Consider the following 18,976-nt stretch of genomic DNA (forward strand, 5'->3'; position numbering starts at 1 on the left):
CTGTACCGGGAGCCGGACTCGAACCGGCATGTCCTTGCAGACAATGGTGTTTGAGACCATCGCGTCTACCATTCCGCCATCCCGGCAAAAAGACGTTCAAAATGGCCTTGGAAGCTGTTCTGAACGCGAACGTGGATGCAAACGTACGGAAAAAGGCGAAAGAGTGAAAGCCCCCGCCTGAAAAAACCTGATTTCGTTACTCGTAACGGAGGGCTTCGATCGGGTCAAGGCGCGACGCCCGAACGGCGGGGTAAAGGCCGGCAAACAGCCCTACGCTAACGCAAACCAGCAGGCCAAGTCCCATCCAGAGCCAGGGCACCACAAAGCCGCCTTTGCCCCCACTGACCAGCAGGGCGATCAGGTTACCCACGCCCAGCCCCAGCACGATCCCGCCCACGCCACCCAGAAGGCAGATCACGATGGCTTCGATCAGAAACTGCTCCCGGATGCGCTTGGGCGTGGCTCCCAGCGACTTGCGGATGCCGATCTCGCGGGTGCGCTCCGTTACCGACACAAGCATGATATTCAGCAAGGCAATGGCTGCTCCCAGCAACGTGATAAAGCCAATGCCGAACCCGCCGATGCGGAGATAACCGGTGATGTTGTCGGTTTCGCGGGCCAGTTCGTCGGCGCGTTCAATGTCGAACGAATCGGGCTGACCGAGTGGATCGTGCCGCACCAGCCGCATCACTCCGCGAGCCTCCCCCACAGCTTCGTCCTGATCGGCGGCATTGGGAACGGAAGCGGTAATATCGAACGTCATTTTGCCGGATCCGGCTACGGCACGGGCATTGTCGAGCGGAACGAGAATGATTCGGTTTTCGCCCCCGCCGGTCAGCCCGCCTTTTTCGTCCAGCACCCCCACAATCTTGTACTGCACACCCGCCACCCGGATTACCTGATTGATGGGGTTGAGCTTTCCTTTAAACAGGGTTTTCGCTACCTCACTGCCAATCACGGCAACGTTGAGCGCGTAAGCCAGGTCGTTGGTGTTCAGATTGCGGCCACGGCTCAGGCTGTACCCTTTTACGGGCAGGTAGCTATCGTCGCCCCCCACGAGCTGCATGTTGGGGTTGCTTTTCCGCGAACCAAACTTTACCTGTGCGGCATCTGCCACCTGACTCGATATCGCGATGGTGGCGCCGAGCGGAAACCGCTGTTTGAAAGCATTCACTTCCTGATAGGAAATGGGCTTGTCCTGTTTTCTCACCCGCCCACTGCGCCGGGACACCTCCTGCCGGGCACCGATGCTGAATGTGTTGGCACCCAGTCCGGCGAAACTATCATCGACCGATTGCTGCAAGCCGTCGATAGCGGTTAGTATGCCCACCAGCGAGGTGATGCCGATGGCAATAATCAGCGCCGTCAGGACAGTGCGCAGGCGGTTGCCGGTGATGGACCGCAGCCCCTCGCGAATATTCTCGACAAAATTCATAGACGACTCTGTCACGAACTTCGGCTCCGTTATAGGGCCGCCGTGACCATCACAAAGCTAAGCGTGTCAGGCCGTTGTTGGTGCGTACCGTGGCGGATGGTTACTGCGTCGGATGAGCGGCTCACGGCCTGCTTCCTGCCTGGTGGATGTTACACGAAGTTAATTAATCTACTAAAAATATATACCAAACATACCATTCAATCAATTAGCCGAATTATTCCTTTTTTTTCTGGCAATAAACCTAACCGTTTGGCTCACCAATTCGTACCTTATCGATGCCGGGCAGTCGTTCGGTGTCAATCAACTCAACAGGAACGTGTATGAAAAATGTGTCCCCGCAGCAACCGCCGGCTAAGCAGCCGCTATCGGTGTTGCCCGTTGTTCCACTGTTCTCCGGCCGGCGTATGTTTATGCGCTATGCCGGGGTAGCCACGGCCACTGGTCTGGTACTGAATGCCTGCACGAGTAACATCATTCCCGAACCGCTGGCCGGGCCGGGCGGTGGCTCCACAGCCAATGCCCGCGCTGGCGACGTGATCGATCTGGGGTCGGGAGATGTTGGCGTCCTGAACTATGCCTACGCGCTGGAACAGGCCGAACTGCGCTTTCTGGAACTGGTATGCGACAACTTCTACGATAACGCCACCGACATCGACAAGCAGGTGTTTATCGAGCTGCGCAACCAGGAAATCACGCACCGCGAATTTTTTAAAAAAGTACTCGGCAGTATGGCGATCCCGACGCTGACGCTCGACTACAGCAGCGTAAACTTCCGCAACCGCGACAGCGTACTCGACACGGCCATCGCCTTCGCCGACCTCGCGACGGCGGCCTACAACGGGGCTGGGCAACTGCTCACCAACGCAACCAACCTGGCGATCGGCGGAATCATCGTGTCGGTGGAAGCTCGGCACGCGGCAGTCGTTCGGGAGTTGCGCTACCCCAACACGGCGCAGTTTGCGGGCGACGACGTCGTTGACCCGGCGACGGGGCTCGACCCGGCTAAACTGCCCAACGAGGTTGTGCCGATTGCATCGAAGTTTATCAAGGAAATCCTCTCTACTGCCAACCTGCCAACACCAATGGCTTAACCGACTCAATGTCATGAACATTCAAGGAATTATTGCTGACTTAGCCAGTACAGACCCCGAACTTTACGACCGACTGGAACACGTGTCGCGCCGGAGTATGTTTTCCATGATCGGTCGCAAAGCTGCCCAGTTGGCCGCGCCCGTCGTGGCAATGTCGGCCGTGAGCCGGGCCTATGGGCAGGCCCTCCCACAACCCATCGTCGACGTGCTTAATTTCGCCCTGACACTGGAATACCTCGAAGCGGAATACTATAATGTCGGCATGGACTCGGCGGGGCTGCTGACGGGTACCGCCCGGACGGTGTACGGCCAGATTCAGAAGCACGAAAACGCCCACGTAAAACTCCTGAAGGATGCACTGGGCAGCGCAGCTGTTGCCAAACCGGCCTTCGATTTTACAGCTAAAGGCATGTTTCCCAGCCCATTCAGCAACTACGGTGTGTACCTGACGCTGTCGCAGGCCTTTGAAGACACTGGTGTACGGGCCTACAAAGGGCAGGCTCCGGTACTGATGCCAAGCGACCCCATTCTGACCACCGCCCTGCGAATTCACTCGGTCGAAGCCAAGCACGCGGCACGCGTACGGATGCTGCGGGGGGTCAAACCCTGGGTAACGGGCAACACCAGTCCGGGCGTCCCATCGGCCATTTACGCGGGCGACGAATCGACCGTTCACCTGGAAATATCCTCGATCGTGCCGGGCGTTCCACTGGAAAATTCGACGCAGGCGTGGGATGAGCCGCTCAGCAAGGAAGACGTTCTCAAGATCGTCGCGCCGTTCATTGTCGCTACCTAGTCTCCCCTATCGCATTCACGAAAAAGCCGCGCCGGATCTCAGGATTCGGCGCGGCTTTTTCGTACCGTGTGCAGTAAGCAAAGCGGCCTCACACCGTGTAAAAAATCGCCAGCCAGATCGTGTCTACGTCCGGGTGCGTCCACTCGACGCGGTGCCGGGCGTGGGCGGGCAGGTTGATGTAGCTACCTGCCTTCAGCTCAATTGGCTCAGCGTCGGTTTCGAGTCGTAGCCGGGCTTCCCCCTGTACCACCAGCACCCACTCGGCTTCGTCCTGATCGTACCAGAAATCGTCCGGCGACGCGTGCCCCCGCGATACAATCCGCTCGACGCGAAACGACTGCCCCCGGAGCAGATCATCAACCAGTTCCTCCGGCAATACAGCCGGACTAGTTGTCAGCAAATCGCCTATAGCTGTCATCATCTTACGGTTTACCAATCAGCAGGTTATAGCCGACATAAGGCAGAATATTAACCCGCTTACCATTGACCCGATACTCCCCGGCATTGACATAACCGAACAGCCCCAGATCGAACGCGTGCCGGGGCCGGTCGATGCGCAGAGCCGCCGACAGGGACGTTTTCCAGTTCGTATCGACGTAGAAATTCACGTTATCGAGCCGTATCTGGTTATCGCTGATAAGCGTCAGACCAGGCGATAGTTTCTGCACAAGACCGACTATTAGAAAAGACCGATTGGGTATACCATACGAGTACACAGGCGGGGCACTGGAATAGTAAGGTGGATTATAATAGATTAGAAATCGAGCACGGGTCGCCACCAGTCCGTAGCCGAGCGTCAGGTTATTCTGACTGCTACCCAGCGTCAGTAGCCCCCGGAACGTGCCCTCTCCTTTGCCTTGTGGGTAGCCGTAGGGTTGCCGGTACGATACCGTCACGGCGGCATGTACATACTGACCCAGTGCCGCGCTAAACCGGGTGCTTATACTACTGTTGTTTTGCACATAAGCACTCCCGCCACCCGCATACGTTTCGCGCACCAGCAGGTACGGAATCGGGGTGACGAAGTTGGCACTCACGCTCCAGAACTTAGTGATACCGTAAGTAAACTCGTTCAACAGCAACCACGTATTGCGGTAGTAGAAACGGCCTTTTTCGGGATTGTACGCCGTCTGCCCGGTCAGCATCCAGGTGGGAAAACGGTTTCGGTGCTTGTTGACAGGTACGGTAGTCAGCGTCGATACCGAGTCGGATTTAAGCAGCAGTTCGGGTTCAAAATACGTTAATCTCCCATTGCGCTTACGAACCGTAATCATCGTGCTATCGCGCTTCACAAACGTACCTTCTATCTGCGTACCGTCGCGAAAAACAAACACCTGGTAGCTACCGTTGGCGGGTTCGGCAGGCCGCATTTCTTCGGGCTCCTTATCGCTGATACTGACGACCTGATCGGCTTCGACAAAACTCATATCGCCCCCCCGCCGACGCACACTGATAATCGAGCTGTCCTGCCGCAGAATCTGGCCTTTCAGCACGGTTCCGTCGCGCATGAGCACAAACGACTCCTTACGCTGGGTATCCTGTGGACTGATTCGAAATGACTGCGCCGAAGCAGCATAAGCACTTAGCAGCAGCAGACAGAAAAGAACTGTTTTCATGGTCGAGGGTGTTAGAAACGGATAGTAAGGTAGTTTTTTCATCATGCAGGTACTCACGCAGCGGCAGTTATTTTTCGAACACGTAGCACAGACCTCCGATTTTCCACTGGCGTTGGAAATCGACCGGGCCGAGGGCGTTTATATTTATTCGACGGCCGGCCCAGACGGTAGCCAACAGCGGTATATGGACCTGATTTCGGGCATCGGCGTCAGCAACGTCGGCCACCGCCACCCGGAGGTGCTCGACGCCATTAAAACCCAGCTCGACAAGTACCTGCACCTGATGGTGTATGGCGAATACGTACAGACGCCCCAGACCCAACTGGCCCACGCGCTGGCCGGTACGCTGCCGCCGTCGCTCAACACGGTTTACTTCACCAACTCTGGTACCGAAGCGGTTGAAGGGGCGATGAAGCTGGCGAAGCGCTACACCGGCCGTACCGAACTGGTCAGCTGCGTCAACGCCTACCACGGTGCCACGCAGGGTGCCCTCTCCCTCTCCGGCGACGAGCACTTCAAGCGCAGCTTCCGGCCATTGCTGCCCGCGACGCGCCATATTCGTTTCGATAATTGGGACGACTTGGATCAGATTACGACAGCCACAGCCGGGGTTGTGATGGAAGTAGTTGGGGGCGAAGCGGGCGTGCGCGTTCCCGACCCGGCTTACCTGCAAGCCGTCCGCGAGCGATGTACCGAAGTTGGTGCGCTATTGATCTTCGATGAAATTCAAACGGGTTTTGGCCGGACGGGTACATTCTGGGCCTTTCAGGGCGTCGGTCAGGATGGCGTCGGCGTTGTGCCGGATGTACTGCTTTGCGCGAAAGGTATGGGTGGCGGTATGCCGATTGGTGCCTTTATCAGCTCAGCCGACATCATGCGTGTTCTCCGCACCAACCCGATTCTGGGCCACATCACCACCTTTGGCGGGCACCCCGTTTCGTGCGCGGCTTCGCTGGCGACGCTGCGGGTGATTCAGCAGGAAAAACTCTACGAACAAGCCGAAGCCAAGGGGCAGCTATTCCGGCAGTTGCTGGTTCACCCGGCCATCCGCGCCGTCCGGGGCAAAGGGCTGATGCTGGCCGTCGAATTCGACTCCTTCGACGTTCTCAAACCCATCATCGACCGGGCCATCAAACTCGGCGTCATCACCGACTGGTTTCTGTTCTGCGATAATTCAATGCGCATTGCCCCCCCGCTCATCATCACCGAATCCCAGATCCGCGACGCCTGCACCGTGATTTTGCAGGCGATTGAGGAGGTGGTGTAGACTTAACTACTTCTCAGAAAGTCCATTTATTGAGAGCACACTTGCGTGTACACCTATTCATGAAAGAGACCATTTTACCCTTGCTTAATCGAAGTAGCTTTAGTCATTTTGTTTTCAAATCGGAGCAGGATAAGCCTAGCAAACATTTGAGAGAAGTTTCTAAGTACGTGCCAGATGTTAGCGGTCTATATTTTGTTTTCGCTAAAGAAATTTTGAGTATGCCCAGTGAAGAACATCTACGTTTTTATTTAGATAAGACAGAGTATCATCTACTTTATTTCGGAAAAGCTGGTGGCACCACCCAAAAGGGCAAAGTAATCAATCAAAAGCTAAAAGGCAGAATCAATAATGTCGTCGGTAATCCATCGATAAAGCGAGCTGTTCATTGGAATAGCTTTATGATTGAAACAGGGATTACAGAGTTGTACGTATACTGGTGTAGTGAGGCCCAGCCGCAATCTGTAGAAGGCAGCATTTATAACTATCTGAATGCGAATGGACTCGCATATCCTGTTCTTAATAGAAGACTTGGCCGACCACCTGTCATAATCGAGTAGTTCTACGCGACAGCTCGCGTCTGCGTAAGCATAAACGGAGATTCACTGTAGCCGTAGTACGAATTATCAAAATTACACCGGGCATGGCGTTCGTATTCGTCGGCCGAATCGTACACCCGGACCCGGTCTATGTATCTACGCTGCTCAGTAGTCAGTCGGGCAAACAGAACGTCGATGATCGTATCTGATTTGTCAACGCAGTTGAACGAATTGACGATTGTGGGGGCACTGACACCCAAAATGTATGAGTGCTCAATTAGGCCCGGATAGGCAGGTGCTAAACCAAACCGGTCTACAACAAGCCCGTTTATACGTTCATCCTTGAACGCTTTCCCTATAATGTCAAGTAGTGTCTGAATATCCATTCTCGTCAAGACAAGGAGCGAGGCTACGGAAACAGCACACTTAGCGTACCGACGATGAGGGCGAGGCCGAACAGAATCAGCAGGCCGATGAGAAAAGTGCGGCCGGGGCCACCGGCGTTGGGCGATTTGGGGGATGACATACGCAGAAACGTTAAGGACGGCTGGCGGATGCCGGGCCGAATTTAGTACCAAAGAAATCACCAGCGTTCCAGACCGGACGGGCGTCGGCCTGCGCGGTGAGGTAGCCGATCAGAAACTGGAGTTGCGCATGGCGTCCGGCGGCTGTCCAGTCGAAGGGCTGATTCATGTCGTCCTGTGGCGTGTGGTAGATCGTAGCCCGCCAGTCGAGGTTGAGTTTAGTACCGTCGCGGGAGTCGCCGGTGGTTGAGCCGCTTTTGATGTAGATCGCCGGGATACCCTGCCGCACAAAACTGAAATGGTCGGAGCGCATGAATACCGCCTGTTCGGGAATCGGGTCGGGTGCGATTTTCACACCGACGAACCGGGCCGCCGTATTCACCGACCGGCCCATGCTCGAATGCTGCGCCCCGTAAGGGACAATGTCGAGCAGGGGGTGGAAGAAAAACGGCATATCGAGTGTCAGGTTGGCGATGATCTTGTCTTTCGAAACGGTCGGGTTGCTGGCGAAATAGTCGGAACCGAGCAGGCCCATCTCCTCCCCGGTCACCCCCACAAACAAAATCGACCGGCGCGGAGCCGTGGGCAGCGACGCCAGCAGCCGGGCCGTTTCAAGGTTTATCGCCGTTCCCGACGCGTTGTCGTGGGCACCGTTGAAAATCGAATCACCCTTCACCGGCCGACCGACACCCAGATGGTCGAGGTGCGACACGTAGACGACGTATTCGTTTTTCAGCACCGGGTCGGAGCCGGGCAATACAGCCACCACGTTTTCGCCAATCAGTCCGTCGTTCTGTTCGGTATCAGTATGCGCTTTTACCGACAGCGGTAGGGCAACGGGCGTGATGGCTCCCTTCCGCGTCTGCGTGATGGCATCCATAAATGAGACGGGCGCGCCGTCGAACAGGAGCCGGGCGGTGGAATCGCTCAGCGCCCCAACAACGCGCAACTCCGGATATGTGCGCTGGGCTTTCCCGTTGGCGTCGGTCCAGCGGTAAGTAGCCTGCCGGGCGCGGGGTGATGCCGCCATGATCCGCGACCCAACGTCCGACGGCAGGCTGAACGTCAGCAAACCAACGGCACCATGCGCTGCGGCCAGTTCTGCCTTTGCGGACCCAAAGTAGGCCCGTTCGTTCGATGGAAAACTAGCCGGTGCGCCGTTGACACACACAACGATTTTACCTTTGACGTCGACGCCCTTGTAATCGTCGTGGCCTAGTTCGGGTGCGTCGATGCCGTACCCCATGAATACCAGCGGGGCCGACACGTCGCTGGTTTGACTGCCGAAGTTGGGACTCAGTACGTACTGTTTGCCGTAAGTCATGGGCAAGTCGCGGCCGTTGCGCACGAACGTCAGGTTGCTACGGTCTTCGCGCACCTGCGCCCGACGCAGCGGCACCGCCTGCCGGTAGGTTCCCTTCTCCCCCGCGGGTTTGAAGCCGAAACTTTTCAACTGGTCCTGCACGTAGCGAGCCGCCATCTCGTAGCCTTCTGTACCCGGCTTGCGGCCTTTCAGCTTGTCGTCAGACAGGTAGCGCATATGGGCTTCGATGTTCTGCGGCTGCACCGACTTGGCCGTTTGCTGAATCGCCACGGGCAGGCTGTCGGTGGTGGTCTGCGCCTGTACCTGATTTGTCAGTAATCCAGCCAGCAGTAAGAGCGTTGATCTGTTGAGCACGTTGAGAAACGGGTTTTCAGTATACAGTTTTCAGTAGTGCCGACGCGAACGGTTCCGTAGTGTCGACACAGTTTGCCCTCCGCCGTAAACAGAAAACCGTAAACTGCCTACCGAACCTTACCCCCTTGCCAGCGCGAACGGGACGGGTTTGTCGAACACGTCGGCGAGGGCGACGCGGGCTGCGTGGTAGCCGCACATACCGTGGACACCACCGCCCGGCGGGGTCGAGGACGAACAAATATACAACCCATCCGCCGAGGTTTTGTACGGCGACAGGCTGATGACGGGTCGGGTGAAGAGTTGCCCGATGTCGATTATACCGCCGTTGATGTCGCCCCCGATGTAGTTTGGGTTGTAGGCTTCCATCTGTTCGGTGTTCATTGTGTGGCGCGACAAAATCCGGTCGCGGAAACCGGGCGCAAACCGTTCAATCTGCCGCTCGATGATGTCGGTTTGATCGACGGTAGAGCCGTTGGGTACGTGGCAATACGCCCAGACGGTGTGTTTCCCATCGGGGGCGCGGGTATCGTCGAACAGGCTTTGCTGCGCCAGCAGGACGTACGGTTTATCCGGATGTTTACCGTCGGCTACGGCCTGCTCGCCCGCCGTAATCTCTTCGAGCGTACCACCTAGGTGAATCGTTCCGGCCTGCCGACAGTCGGCGTTGGTAAACGGAATCGGCCCGTCGAGTGCCCAGTCGACTTTGAACACGCCGAAGCCGTAGCGATAGTTTTCGAGTTGTTTGCGGTACAGGGCCGAAAAGCGATCACCGGTAATCTGGAGAATCTGCTTCGGCGTCAGGTCGAACAGCACGGCCCGCGCCGGGGGAATGTCGGCCATCGAGCGCACCATCCGGTCGGTTTCAATCGTCCCACCGATAGATTTGAAGTAGCCCGCCAGTGCGTCGGCGATGCGCTGCGACCCACCAATCGGAATCGGCCAGTTGTGCAGGTGTCCGGCCGCCAGCAGCACGAGTGCAATCGCCGATGTGGTCAGGTTAGTCAGTGGCTGAATGGAGTGCGCGGCCATGCCAGCAAACAGCGCCTGCGCTTCTTCGGTCTGAAACCGCTTCGTCAGTAGCGTAACCGGCGGCACGGCACTAACCCCGAAACTCGCCATATCGATGGGGTGCTCCGGCCAGCGTAGTGGCCCCAGCACGTCGCCCGCCATCGTCGGCCAGTCGTTTACGATGGGTCCCATCAGCCTGGCGTATGTTTCGCTATCGACACCCAGCCCGGCAGCAGTATCGGCCACCGACCCGCGCAGGACAGCCGCCCGCCCCCCATCGAGCGGGTGGGCAGCGGCAATCGGCGGATTGGCGAACGTCAGGCCAAAGTCAGCCAATGGCAGGGTCTGAAAAAAGGGCGAACCGGCTCCCAACGGGTGTATCGCCGAGCAGATGTCGTGGTGAAAGCCGGGCAGCGTCAGTTCAGCCGTCCGCATCCCACCCCCAACGGTCGGTTTGCCTTCCAGCAGTAATACACCCAACCCGGCGCGTTGCAGCGTGATAGCCGCGCTCAACCCATTCGGCCCCGACCCGACAACAACGGCATCGTAGTTCATACTGTTGAGTTTAATGGTCAATGTCTAAGGTTTAAGGTTGTTCCTTACCATGTAAACCCGTTATTCGCTCAAGTGATTGAGCCGTCCATCACAATAAAAATCAACACTAGCCGCACAGAGAACACAGAGCATTAAAGCATTCTTCGTGTTCTCTGTGCCTCTGTGTTAAAAAAACTTACAGCGGAATGTTTCCGTGTTTTTTCTTCGGCATGGCCGCTACCTTGTTTTTGAGCATCCCGAATGCCCGGATTAGCTTTTTGCGGGTGTCGGCGGGCATGATGACCTCGTCGATGTAGCCCCGGTTTGCGGCCCGATACGGGTTGGCGAATTTCTCCGTGTAGTCGAGCACTTTCTCCTGAAGCTTGGCCTGCGGGTCGGCAGCCTCGGCGATTTCGCGCTTGAAAATGATCTCGGCGGCACCACTCGCCCCCATCACGGCAATCTCGGCACTCGGCCACGCGTAGTTCAGGTCGGCCCCGATGTGCTTGGAGTTCATCACGTCATACGCCCCGCCGTAGGCTTTGCGGGTGATGACCGTCACGCGCGGCACGGTGGCTTCGCAGAACGCGTAGAGCAGTTTGGCCCCGTTGCTGATGATACCGTTCCACTCCTGATCGGTACCGGGCAGGAAACCGGGAACGTCTTCCAGCACCAGCAGCGGGATGTTGAAGCAGTCGCAGAAGCGTACGAACCGGGCGGCTTTGGTGCTGGCATTGCTGTCGAGGACACCCGCCAACACCGCCGGTTGATTACCCACGACGCCGATGCTCCGCCCGGCAATCCGCGCGAAACCAACGACGATGTTCTCCGCGTAATTCTTGTGCACCTCCATAAAACTCCCCATGTCGACCAGCTCGTCGATCACCTCACGCATGTCGTACGGCTGGTTGGCACCGGCCGGAATCAGACTGTCGAGGGCCGGGCGGCTTTCGTCGGTCGACTCGTAGGGCAGGCGAATGGGGTCGTCTTCGCAGTTCTGCGGGATGTAGCTGAGCAATTGCTTGAGCTGCTGGATACAGGCCAGTTCGTTGGCGCAGGCGAAGTGCGTCACGCCCGACTTGGTACTGTGGGTACTGGCCCCACCCAGCTCTTCGGCCGTCACCTCTTCGTGGGTTACGGTCTTGACCACGTTCGGCCCCGTCACGAACATGTAGCTCGTGTGCTCGACCATGAAAATAAAGTCGGTGATGGCCGGGCTGTACACGGCCCCACCCGCACACGGTCCCATAATCGCCGACAGCTGCGGGATCACGCCCGATGCTTTGGTGTTGCGGTAAAAAATATCCGCGTATCCCGCCAGCGACAGCACGCCCTCCTGAATCCGGGCACCGCCGGAGTCATTCAGCCCAATGATGGGTGCGCCGTTCTGCATAGCCAGGTCCATCAGCTTACAGATTTTTTCGGCGTGCGTTTCCGACAAAGCACCGCCAAACACGGTAAAGTCCTGCGCGAAAACGTACACAAGCCGCCCCTCCACGGTGCCGTAGCCCGTCACGACGCCGTCGCCGAGGTAGTGCTCTTTGTCGAGGCCGAAATCGCGGGTGCGGTGCATGACGAACTTACCGATTTCTTCAAACGACCCATCATCGACCAGCAGGGCGATGCGTTCGCGGGCGGTCAGCTTGCCTTTAGCGTGCTGGGCGTCGATGCGTTTTTGCCCCCCGCCGAGTTCGGCTTCGGCGTTCTTCTGGGCCAGCAGTTCAGGTTTTGTTGGCTTATGATTGGTTGTTTGTGCTGTCGTGTCGGAGGATGCGGGCTGCATAGACTGGGTTTGGAAAAGCTAAATCGTTATTGGCAAAGTTAATTTTTACCGACTGAATCCAACGGTTCCACCCGATTTTGTATCATCGTGTCGTAGCCAGTTAGCCCTGTTTTTATGCGAATACGTTACCTCACCGCGTTGCTTACTGGACTATGCCTACAGACGGCTTTGGGGCAGGATTCAACGCTTACGTACAATCACCCGTCGCGCTTTGTCCTGAAACTGTCTCCGCTTGCTGTGCTCGATCAGGACGCAACGCTACAGGCCGGGCTGGAGTACCGGACCGGTCGCCGAACGTCGGTGCAGGCGGAACTAGGTTACGGGGGTAAGAATCTGTCGCCGTTCCAGAGCGACATCAAGAAATTTGCGGATGCCGAAGTCTGGCGCGGCCGGGCCGAGGTCCGGTTCTACCTGGGCCGCTACCGCACCAACCGCAAACAGGGCATTGCGATTCGGAGCGATTTTCCGCTGGGCAACTACTGGGCAGTCGAGGGGTTGTTCAAGCAAACTAACGTCACCACGGCCGAATACATTGGTCAGCCTGATCCCGTGACGCGCGTATCAACCATCATCTATCCCCACAATATCCGCCGGTATGTCGCCGGTTCGCACATCAAGTTTGGGCGGCAGTTCGCTTTTTATGATCCGCACCGACGCGTCTTCTCGCGGGCGCTGCTCGACGTTTATTGGGGTGTGGGAGTGCGGCTGATTACCAATCAGGGGGCGGACCAGCTGACGGTAGAAACCTGCGGCTGTGGCTTCGGGCGTTCATTTACCCGCCGGGGCATAACCCCTGCCCCCAGCCTGTCGCTCGGCCTGAAACTGGGTTTTGCGCTCTGACGCCGTTTGCTGACCTTTGCCATACGCTCTTTCCCGTTTGCTGCTTGGGTCGTTTTCTGCTATACGCGCTACTTCTGCTTACTACCAAAATTGGGTTCGCCCAAACGCTGGGTGGGCAGCGCGTTTTTTCGTTTCTCGACCTGCCGACCCACGCCCGTGTGGCCGCGCTTGGCGGACAGGTAGCGACGGCCACGCAGCCCAGCGCACCCTATTTTCAGAACAACCCCGCCCTCGCCGACTCCCTGCCGACTAATCAGTTGTCGATCAGCCTGATGCCGTATCTGGCTGCGGCAAAGTATTACACGCTGCAATACGGGTTACCCGTCAAACCCCGCACCGACCGCCGGACAAGCTGGTCCGTAGGCATGCAGTACCTGAGTTACGGGCAGTTCGACTTGACCGACCCGGCGGGGAACAAGCTCGGCACGTTTACCGCCAACGACTACGCCCTCGGCCTGACCCACGCCCGTACGGAAGGCAATTTCACACTCGGCGCGACGATCAAGGCGGTCGGTTCGTCCATCGAAACGTATTCCGCTTTTGGCCTGCTGGCTGATTTCGGTGGGGTATGGCGGCACCCGAAACGCGAACTGACGTTTGGCCTGACGGCAAAAAACGTGGGTTACCTGTTTAAAAACTACGGCCCGGCCAACGCCGACCTCCCCTTCGATTTGCAGGCGGGTGTTACGGTCAAGCCGCTCCACGCACCCATTCGGCTGACGCTCACGGCCCACCATCTCCAACGCTTCGACATCGCCTACAACGACACGAACCTGAACGTTCGCTACGACCTGAGCGGTAACCCCATCCCGACGAGTATCAGCACAGTTGAAAAAGTGGCCCGGCACCTGAGCATCGGAGCGGAACTGCTGCTGAGCCGGAACGTGCAGTTGCTGGTTGGCTATAATCACCAGAAACGACAGGAAGGCCGCCTAACGACGGGCAGCGGCCTGGCGGGCATCTCGTTTGGCGCAATGGTGCAGGCGCGGGGTTTTCAGCTTACCTACGCCCGTTTTTCAGCCGCCCCCACCGCCGGAACCAGCCAGCTTTCGCTCAGCATCGACATCAACCGGTTTTTGCGGTAGTTTTTTAGTAGAGACGCGACCCTTCGCGTCTCAGCACCCGGATGGTACACCGCCGGATGGCATTGCTGACGCGCGCTGAGACGCGAAGGGTCGCGTCTCTACTAAAAACAGACGTCAACCGGTTGCTGCGGTAGTTTACACCAACCAACAAAAAAGGCCAGCCGATTGCTCGGACTGGCCTTTTTTGTCTCCGGCAGCTTCCAGCTGTCGGGCCGCGACAGCGGCCAACAAATTAGCATAACAAATAAGCCTACGGCTCAACAGCTGGAAGCTGTCTGAGACATACAGTCTACTGTCCTGCCCGTTTCATCAGCGCGTCGCGCGAGAGGGTGATGAGATGGCCGACGGGTTTTCCGGCGCGGTACGTAACGACGCGTAGGGTAATGGGGCCGTCGGGGAGCGCGACGGGCTGCGTGTATTTGGTCGAAAACTGGTCGGGCATGGTGTCGTCGGTGCTGTAGTAGATGGTCAGACCCGGAATTTCACCCGCCATGTTGAGCATCAGTTTATCACCGTTCATGCTGGTTTTCACGATGGCGTCGTAGACCGCTTTCGAGTGGTTGATCTGCGCGACGTCAGCACGGTCGAAATGGTTTTCCATCCGCGTTACGAAGTCGGGCCAGTTGCGGGCGGCCTTCGGCGACCAGTATACCTCCGACAAGGCCCAGCTGCGCGGGTACAGCATGTATTCGGCGTAGCGCAGGTTCGGAATCTGCTCGGTCCAGAGGTTGCCCTGCCCACCCAGAATGTACTTCGCATCGACGCCATCGGGCACGGGGTCATAGTTGTAGCTCGTCTGCGTCCGCAGCGTCGCGTAGATCGGCGGGTCGACGGAATTATCGCCCTGATTGTAGTCGAGGTAGGCGAAGGTGGTGGGCGTCATCACGACGTTGTGCCCCATCTGTGCCGCTTCGATACCGCCTTTGATACCCCGCCAGCTCATCACCGTTGCCGTCGGCGAGATGCCGCCTTCCAGAATCTCATCCCAGCCCAGGAACTTCTTGCCTTTAGCCGCCAGAATCTTCTCGACCCGACCCATGAAGTAGCCCTGCAAATCCTCCACGTGGTGGATGTTGAGTTTCTTCATCAGCGCCTGACAGCCGGGGTCCTGCGCCCAGTAGCCCTTGTAACATTCGTCGCCCCCGGCATGGATGTATGGATTGGGAAACAGCGCGGCCACTTCCGTAAAGACCTTATCCAGAAAGACATACACGTTCTCGTCTGATGGGTTGAGCGTGTTCTCGACTTTCATCTTGAACGTGCCGTTGCCGTACCAGTCGGCGAAGTTGGTGCCGGGGTTGACGCTTACCTGCTGCTTCGTGCAGCTTAGTTCGGGGTAAGCCGCCAGTGCCGCCATGCTGTGGCCGGGGATGTCGATTTCGGGAACAATCGTCACGTTGCGGTCCTGCGCGTACCAGACAATCTCGCGAATGTCGTCCTGCGTGTAAAAGCCGCCGTAGGGTGTTGGCTCACCGGGTTTGGGGTCGGCCCGGTCGCCGAAGTGCCCCGTGCGGGCCACGCGAAACGCACCGACGCTGGTCAGTTTGGGCAGCGATTTGATCTCGATACGCCAGCCGTTGTCGTCGGTCAGGTGCCAGTGAAAGGTGTTGTATTTGAGGGCGGCAATCTGGTCGATAAACGATTTAACGTCTTCCTTGGGGAAGAAATGACGGCTCACGTCGAGCATGATGCCCCGCCAGCCGAAGCGCGGGTAATCGGTAATCTGCACGGCCGGAATCGTCCAGTTGGTGCTGACCGCCGTTTTGCTGCCAATCTCTTTGGGCAGCAGCTGCGTCAGCGTCTGCGCCCCGTAGAACAGCCCGGCGGGTTTGTTGGCCGTGATACGAACGCCCTTCGTCGTAGCGTTCAGGGTGTAGCCTTCGTCGCCAAGTTTCGCGTCGGGCGTGGTGTTGATTTCCAGTTGAATACTACCTGACGTACCGGATTTTGGGGTGATCGAAAAACCCGTCGGGCCGTTCAGTTGCTTTGCCAGCAGGTCGGCCGTGGCTTTACCAGCGGGCTGATTGTACTGAATACTGGTGGAGTTGGTCAGGCGGTACGTACCGGATTTGGTCTGAACGCTGACGGGTTGCGGAATCAGGTGAATGGGGGTCTGAGCCTGGGCAACGGTAATACCGAGGGCCAGTACCAGCATACGGGTAAGCTGCATAATGAGGAAATAGATAAGGGTCGACTGGCCCGGTTGAGTCGGGCCGCTCAAAAATAACAGATTTGCCCCAACCCTACCGCCCCACGACAAAATCCGGGATGTTGGACACATTTTCGGGTTTCTGATGTTAGACTACAAACACCAACTCATCGTACAATACCGAGTCAATGACTGAATTACTGAAAGACCTTACCCCCCGGCAGATCGTTGCCGAACTTGACCAGTACATTATCGGCCAGCACGACGCCAAACGCAACGTGGCTATCGCCCTGCGTAACCGCTGGCGCCGGATGAACAGTCCGGCCGATATGCAGCACGAAATAACCCCGAATAATATCCTGATGATCGGCGCAACGGGCGTTGGCAAGACCGAGATTGCCCGGCGGCTGGCCCGCATCGCCGACGCCCCGTTTGTGAAAGTCGAAGCGTCGAAATTTACCGAAGTCGGCTACGTCGGGCGCGACGTGGAGAGCATGGTACGCGATCTGGTCGAACAGGCCGTCAATATGGTCCGCACGGCCAAGAAAGAAGAAGTGAAAGTACGGGCGCAGCAGAACGTGGAAGACGCCATTCTCGACATTCTGATCCCGCCCGTTAAATCAGCCAGCCCGGCGACGAGCACAATCGGATTCGACGGAAACGCCAGTTCGTCGGACTCCGAGCTTAACGAACGGACGCGCGAGCGGTTCCGCGAAAAAATCCGCTCCGGCGAGATGGACGACCGCAAAATCGACATCGACGTGCAGCAGTCGGCTACGCCCAGCATCGGCGTTATGGGCGGGGGCATGGACGACCTGTCGATGATGAATATTCAGGAGATGATCGGCAATATGATGCCGAAGAAAGGCAAGAAACGGAAAGTGACCATCGCTGAAGCCCGCACGATTATGCTGGAAGAAGAAGCCGCCAAGCTGATCGATATGGACGAGGTGAAGGAGGAAGCCATCCGCAAAGCCGAAGACGCCGGGATTATTTTCATCGACGAAATCGACAAGGTAGCGTCGGCGCGGTCGGGCAATGGCGGGGGTGGCCCCGACGTGAGCCGGGAAGGCGTTCAGCGCGACCTATTGCCGATTGTTGAAGGCAGCACGGTCAACACGAAGTACGGATCGATTCACACCGACCACATTCTGTTTATCGCGGCCGGAGCGTTCCACGTCGCCAAACCCAGCGATCTGATTCCTGAATTGCAGGGGCGTTTCCCGATCCGGGTGGAGTTGCAGAGCCTGTCGGAAGACGATTTCTACCAGATTTTGAAAGAACCGAAAAACGCGCTGACCAAGCAGTACGAAGCCATGTTGCAGGCCGAATCGGTGTCGCTCGCCTTCAACGACGACGCCCTGCGCGAACTGGCAAAAATTGCGTTCGAGGTCAACAGCGAGGTCGAAAACATCGGGGCGCGTCGGCTGCAAACGGTATTAAGTCAGCTGATGAACGATTTCATGTTCGACATCCCCGACGTGATCGGGGCTAACGCGCAGGTGGTCGTGACGAAAGAACTGGTGCAGGAAAAACTGACCGGCCTTGTCAAAAACCGGGATCTAAGCCAGTTCATTTTGTAGAGACCGGTGCGCCCGGCAGTCGCGTCTTCATGTAACCCACTTATCGTGAAACAGCTTCGCTCGTTTGGGCAGATTGCGGGCCGGGCCTTTACCAACCTGGCCGAGAATGACCCCATTCGGATGGCGGCAGCGACGGCGTTTTTCAGCTTTTTTGCGCTGCCGCCCATCGTTATCATCCTGACGCAGCTCTACGGACAGGTACTTGCCGACGCCGACCGGCAGATCAGCACGGAGTTGTTTCGCACGATGGCCGATTTGTTTGGCTGGCAGAGTGCCCGGCAGTTGCAGGATATTTCGCAGCGGCTGCAACAACCCCGCGCCAACGGCTGGCTGACGGCCCTCAGCGTGGCCCTGCTCCTGCTGGCCTCGACAACGCTGTTTGCGATCATTAAAAATTCGCTGAATCAGTTGTGGCAGGTGAAGCACGCGGCCCATCGACGATGGTGGGCATCAGCCGCCGACCGGGCCATCGCTTTCGGGTTGATTCTGTTTACGGGCCTGCTGGTGCTGGGGTCGTTTCTGGTGCAGCAGATGCTGATGCCCCTAAAAACGCAATTGGCAAGTTCGTTTCCACCACCGTTCTGGCTCATGGCCACCGGGCGTTTTCTGCTGTCGACGGTTTTGCTGACGCTGTGGCTATGTGTACTCTTCAAGTACCTGCCCGACATTAAAATCCGCTGGCAGGCTGTGTGGCGGGGTGCGCTCGTTACGGCCCTGCTCTTCGGCGTAGGCGAACAGATTCTCGACCGGCTGCTGATAAAAAGCCCGGTCGGGGCACTCTACGGCCGGTCGGGGGCTATTATCCTGATCCTGCTGTTTATCTTCTACTCCGCCCTGATCCTGTACTACGGCGCCAGCTTCACCCGCGAATACGCCAGTTGGCTCCACCTCGACGCCCAACCGGCGTCCGACGCGGTCGCGTACCAGATTCAGGAACTGCCGGGGGATAATGACCTCAGCGATAACCTCACCCCGGCCCCTCTCCTAAACAGGAGAGGGGTGACTAGCCGCGAATCAGCCTGCGGCCAGTACATTGTTTAAGTCTAGATAT

General features: G+C 57.6%; 15 protein-coding genes and 1 tRNA gene. 8 read left to right on the top strand and 8 right to left on the bottom strand.

The genetic code is table 11. From position 1 onward, the window contains the following. Positions 1–3: 3 nt before the first annotated feature. Together HH216_RS19665 and HH216_RS19670 are read right to left on the bottom strand one after the other, a co-directional pair. Positions 4–86: transfer RNA gene (locus HH216_RS19665), tRNA-Leu, on the bottom strand. A 110-nt stretch (positions 87–196) separates the two neighbouring features. Beyond that, positions 197–1,435 (bottom strand): ABC transporter permease, encoded by a 1,239-nt coding sequence (locus HH216_RS19670; RefSeq protein ID WP_169552354.1) that lies wholly within the window; start codon positions 1,433–1,435, stop codon positions 197–199. Positions 1,436–1,755: 320 nt separating this feature from the next. Here HH216_RS19670 and HH216_RS19675 point away from each other — a divergent pair, with 320 nt between their 5' ends. Together HH216_RS19675 and HH216_RS19680 are read left to right on the top strand one after the other, a co-directional pair. Next, entirely contained in the window at positions 1,756–2,526 is a 771-nt protein-coding gene (locus HH216_RS19675; protein WP_169552355.1) for a ferritin-like domain-containing protein, read from the top strand. Between the two features lie 13 nt (positions 2,527–2,539). Continuing rightward, positions 2,540–3,322 carry a ferritin-like domain-containing protein gene (locus HH216_RS19680; RefSeq protein ID WP_169552356.1) on the top strand — a complete coding sequence of 261 codons (783 nt, stop codon included), beginning with the start codon at positions 2,540–2,542 and terminating at the stop codon, positions 3,320–3,322. 88 nt (positions 3,323–3,410) lie between these two features. On the opposite strand, the gene HH216_RS19685 is transcribed toward HH216_RS19680, so the two are convergent. Together HH216_RS19685 and HH216_RS19690 are read right to left on the bottom strand one after the other, a co-directional pair. Beyond that, positions 3,411–3,743: a cupin domain-containing protein gene (locus tag HH216_RS19685; protein WP_169552357.1), complete on the bottom strand. Its 333-nt coding sequence runs from the start codon at positions 3,741–3,743 to the stop codon at positions 3,411–3,413. Between the two features lies 1 nt (position 3,744). Next, entirely contained in the window at positions 3,745–4,938 is a 1,194-nt protein-coding gene (locus tag HH216_RS19690) for a hypothetical protein (RefSeq protein WP_169552358.1), read from the bottom strand. Between the two features lie 43 nt (positions 4,939–4,981). Here HH216_RS19690 and HH216_RS19695 point away from each other — a divergent pair, with 43 nt between their 5' ends. Together HH216_RS19695 and HH216_RS19700 are read left to right on the top strand one after the other, a co-directional pair. Further along, a complete protein-coding gene (locus HH216_RS19695; RefSeq protein WP_169552359.1) occupies positions 4,982–6,205 on the top strand; it encodes an aspartate aminotransferase family protein in 1,224 nt (407 codons plus the stop codon). 59 nt (positions 6,206–6,264) lie between these two features. Beyond that, complete coding sequence (locus HH216_RS19700; protein ID WP_169552360.1) at positions 6,265–6,762, top strand: hypothetical protein; 498 nt, start codon at positions 6,265–6,267, stop codon at positions 6,760–6,762. A gap of 516 nt (positions 6,763–7,278) precedes the next feature. Here the strand turns inward: HH216_RS19700 and HH216_RS19705 are convergent. The 3 genes from HH216_RS19705 to HH216_RS19715 all read right to left on the bottom strand — a co-directional run bounded on the left by HH216_RS19705 (position 7,279) and on the right by HH216_RS19715 (position 12,268). Further along, complete coding sequence (locus HH216_RS19705; protein ID WP_408641739.1) at positions 7,279–8,943, bottom strand: M28 family metallopeptidase; 1,665 nt, start codon at positions 8,941–8,943, stop codon at positions 7,279–7,281. Between the two features lie 117 nt (positions 8,944–9,060). Then, positions 9,061–10,506 (bottom strand): phytoene desaturase family protein, encoded by a 1,446-nt coding sequence (locus tag HH216_RS19710; protein WP_169552361.1) that lies wholly within the window; start codon positions 10,504–10,506, stop codon positions 9,061–9,063. A gap of 175 nt (positions 10,507–10,681) precedes the next feature. After that, complete coding sequence (locus tag HH216_RS19715) at positions 10,682–12,268, bottom strand: acyl-CoA carboxylase subunit beta (RefSeq protein ID WP_169552362.1); 1,587 nt, start codon at positions 12,266–12,268, stop codon at positions 10,682–10,684. 114 nt (positions 12,269–12,382) lie between these two features. On the opposite strand from HH216_RS19715, the gene HH216_RS19720 reads away from it, so the two are divergent. After that, positions 12,383–13,108 carry a hypothetical protein gene (locus HH216_RS19720; protein ID WP_169552363.1) on the top strand — a complete coding sequence of 242 codons (726 nt, stop codon included), beginning with the start codon at positions 12,383–12,385 and terminating at the stop codon, positions 13,106–13,108. A 44-nt stretch (positions 13,109–13,152) separates the two neighbouring features. Continuing rightward, the gene (gene porQ / locus HH216_RS19725) at positions 13,153–14,193 is read left to right on the top strand and encodes a type IX secretion system protein PorQ (RefSeq protein ID WP_169552364.1); all 1,041 of its coding nucleotides are present in this window, start codon (positions 13,153–13,155) and stop codon (positions 14,191–14,193) included. A gap of 289 nt (positions 14,194–14,482) precedes the next feature. Here the strand turns inward: porQ and HH216_RS19730 are convergent, their stop codons facing one another. Beyond that, positions 14,483–16,363 (bottom strand): beta-N-acetylhexosaminidase, encoded by a 1,881-nt coding sequence (locus HH216_RS19730; protein WP_169552365.1) that lies wholly within the window; start codon positions 16,361–16,363, stop codon positions 14,483–14,485. A gap of 167 nt (positions 16,364–16,530) precedes the next feature. On the opposite strand from HH216_RS19730, the gene hslU reads away from it, so the two are divergent. Together hslU and HH216_RS19740 are read left to right on the top strand one after the other, a co-directional pair. Then, positions 16,531–17,925, top strand: a complete 1,395-nt coding sequence (gene hslU / locus HH216_RS19735) for an ATP-dependent protease ATPase subunit HslU (protein ID WP_169552366.1) — start codon at positions 16,531–16,533, stop codon at positions 17,923–17,925. A gap of 45 nt (positions 17,926–17,970) precedes the next feature. After that, complete coding sequence (locus HH216_RS19740; protein ID WP_169552367.1) at positions 17,971–18,966, top strand: YihY/virulence factor BrkB family protein; 996 nt, start codon at positions 17,971–17,973, stop codon at positions 18,964–18,966. Positions 18,967–18,976 lie beyond the last annotated feature (10 nt).

The sequence above is a fragment of the Spirosoma rhododendri genome, assembly GCF_012849055.1.
Classification (GTDB): Bacteria; Bacteroidota; Bacteroidia; order Cytophagales; family Spirosomataceae; genus Spirosoma; species Spirosoma rhododendri.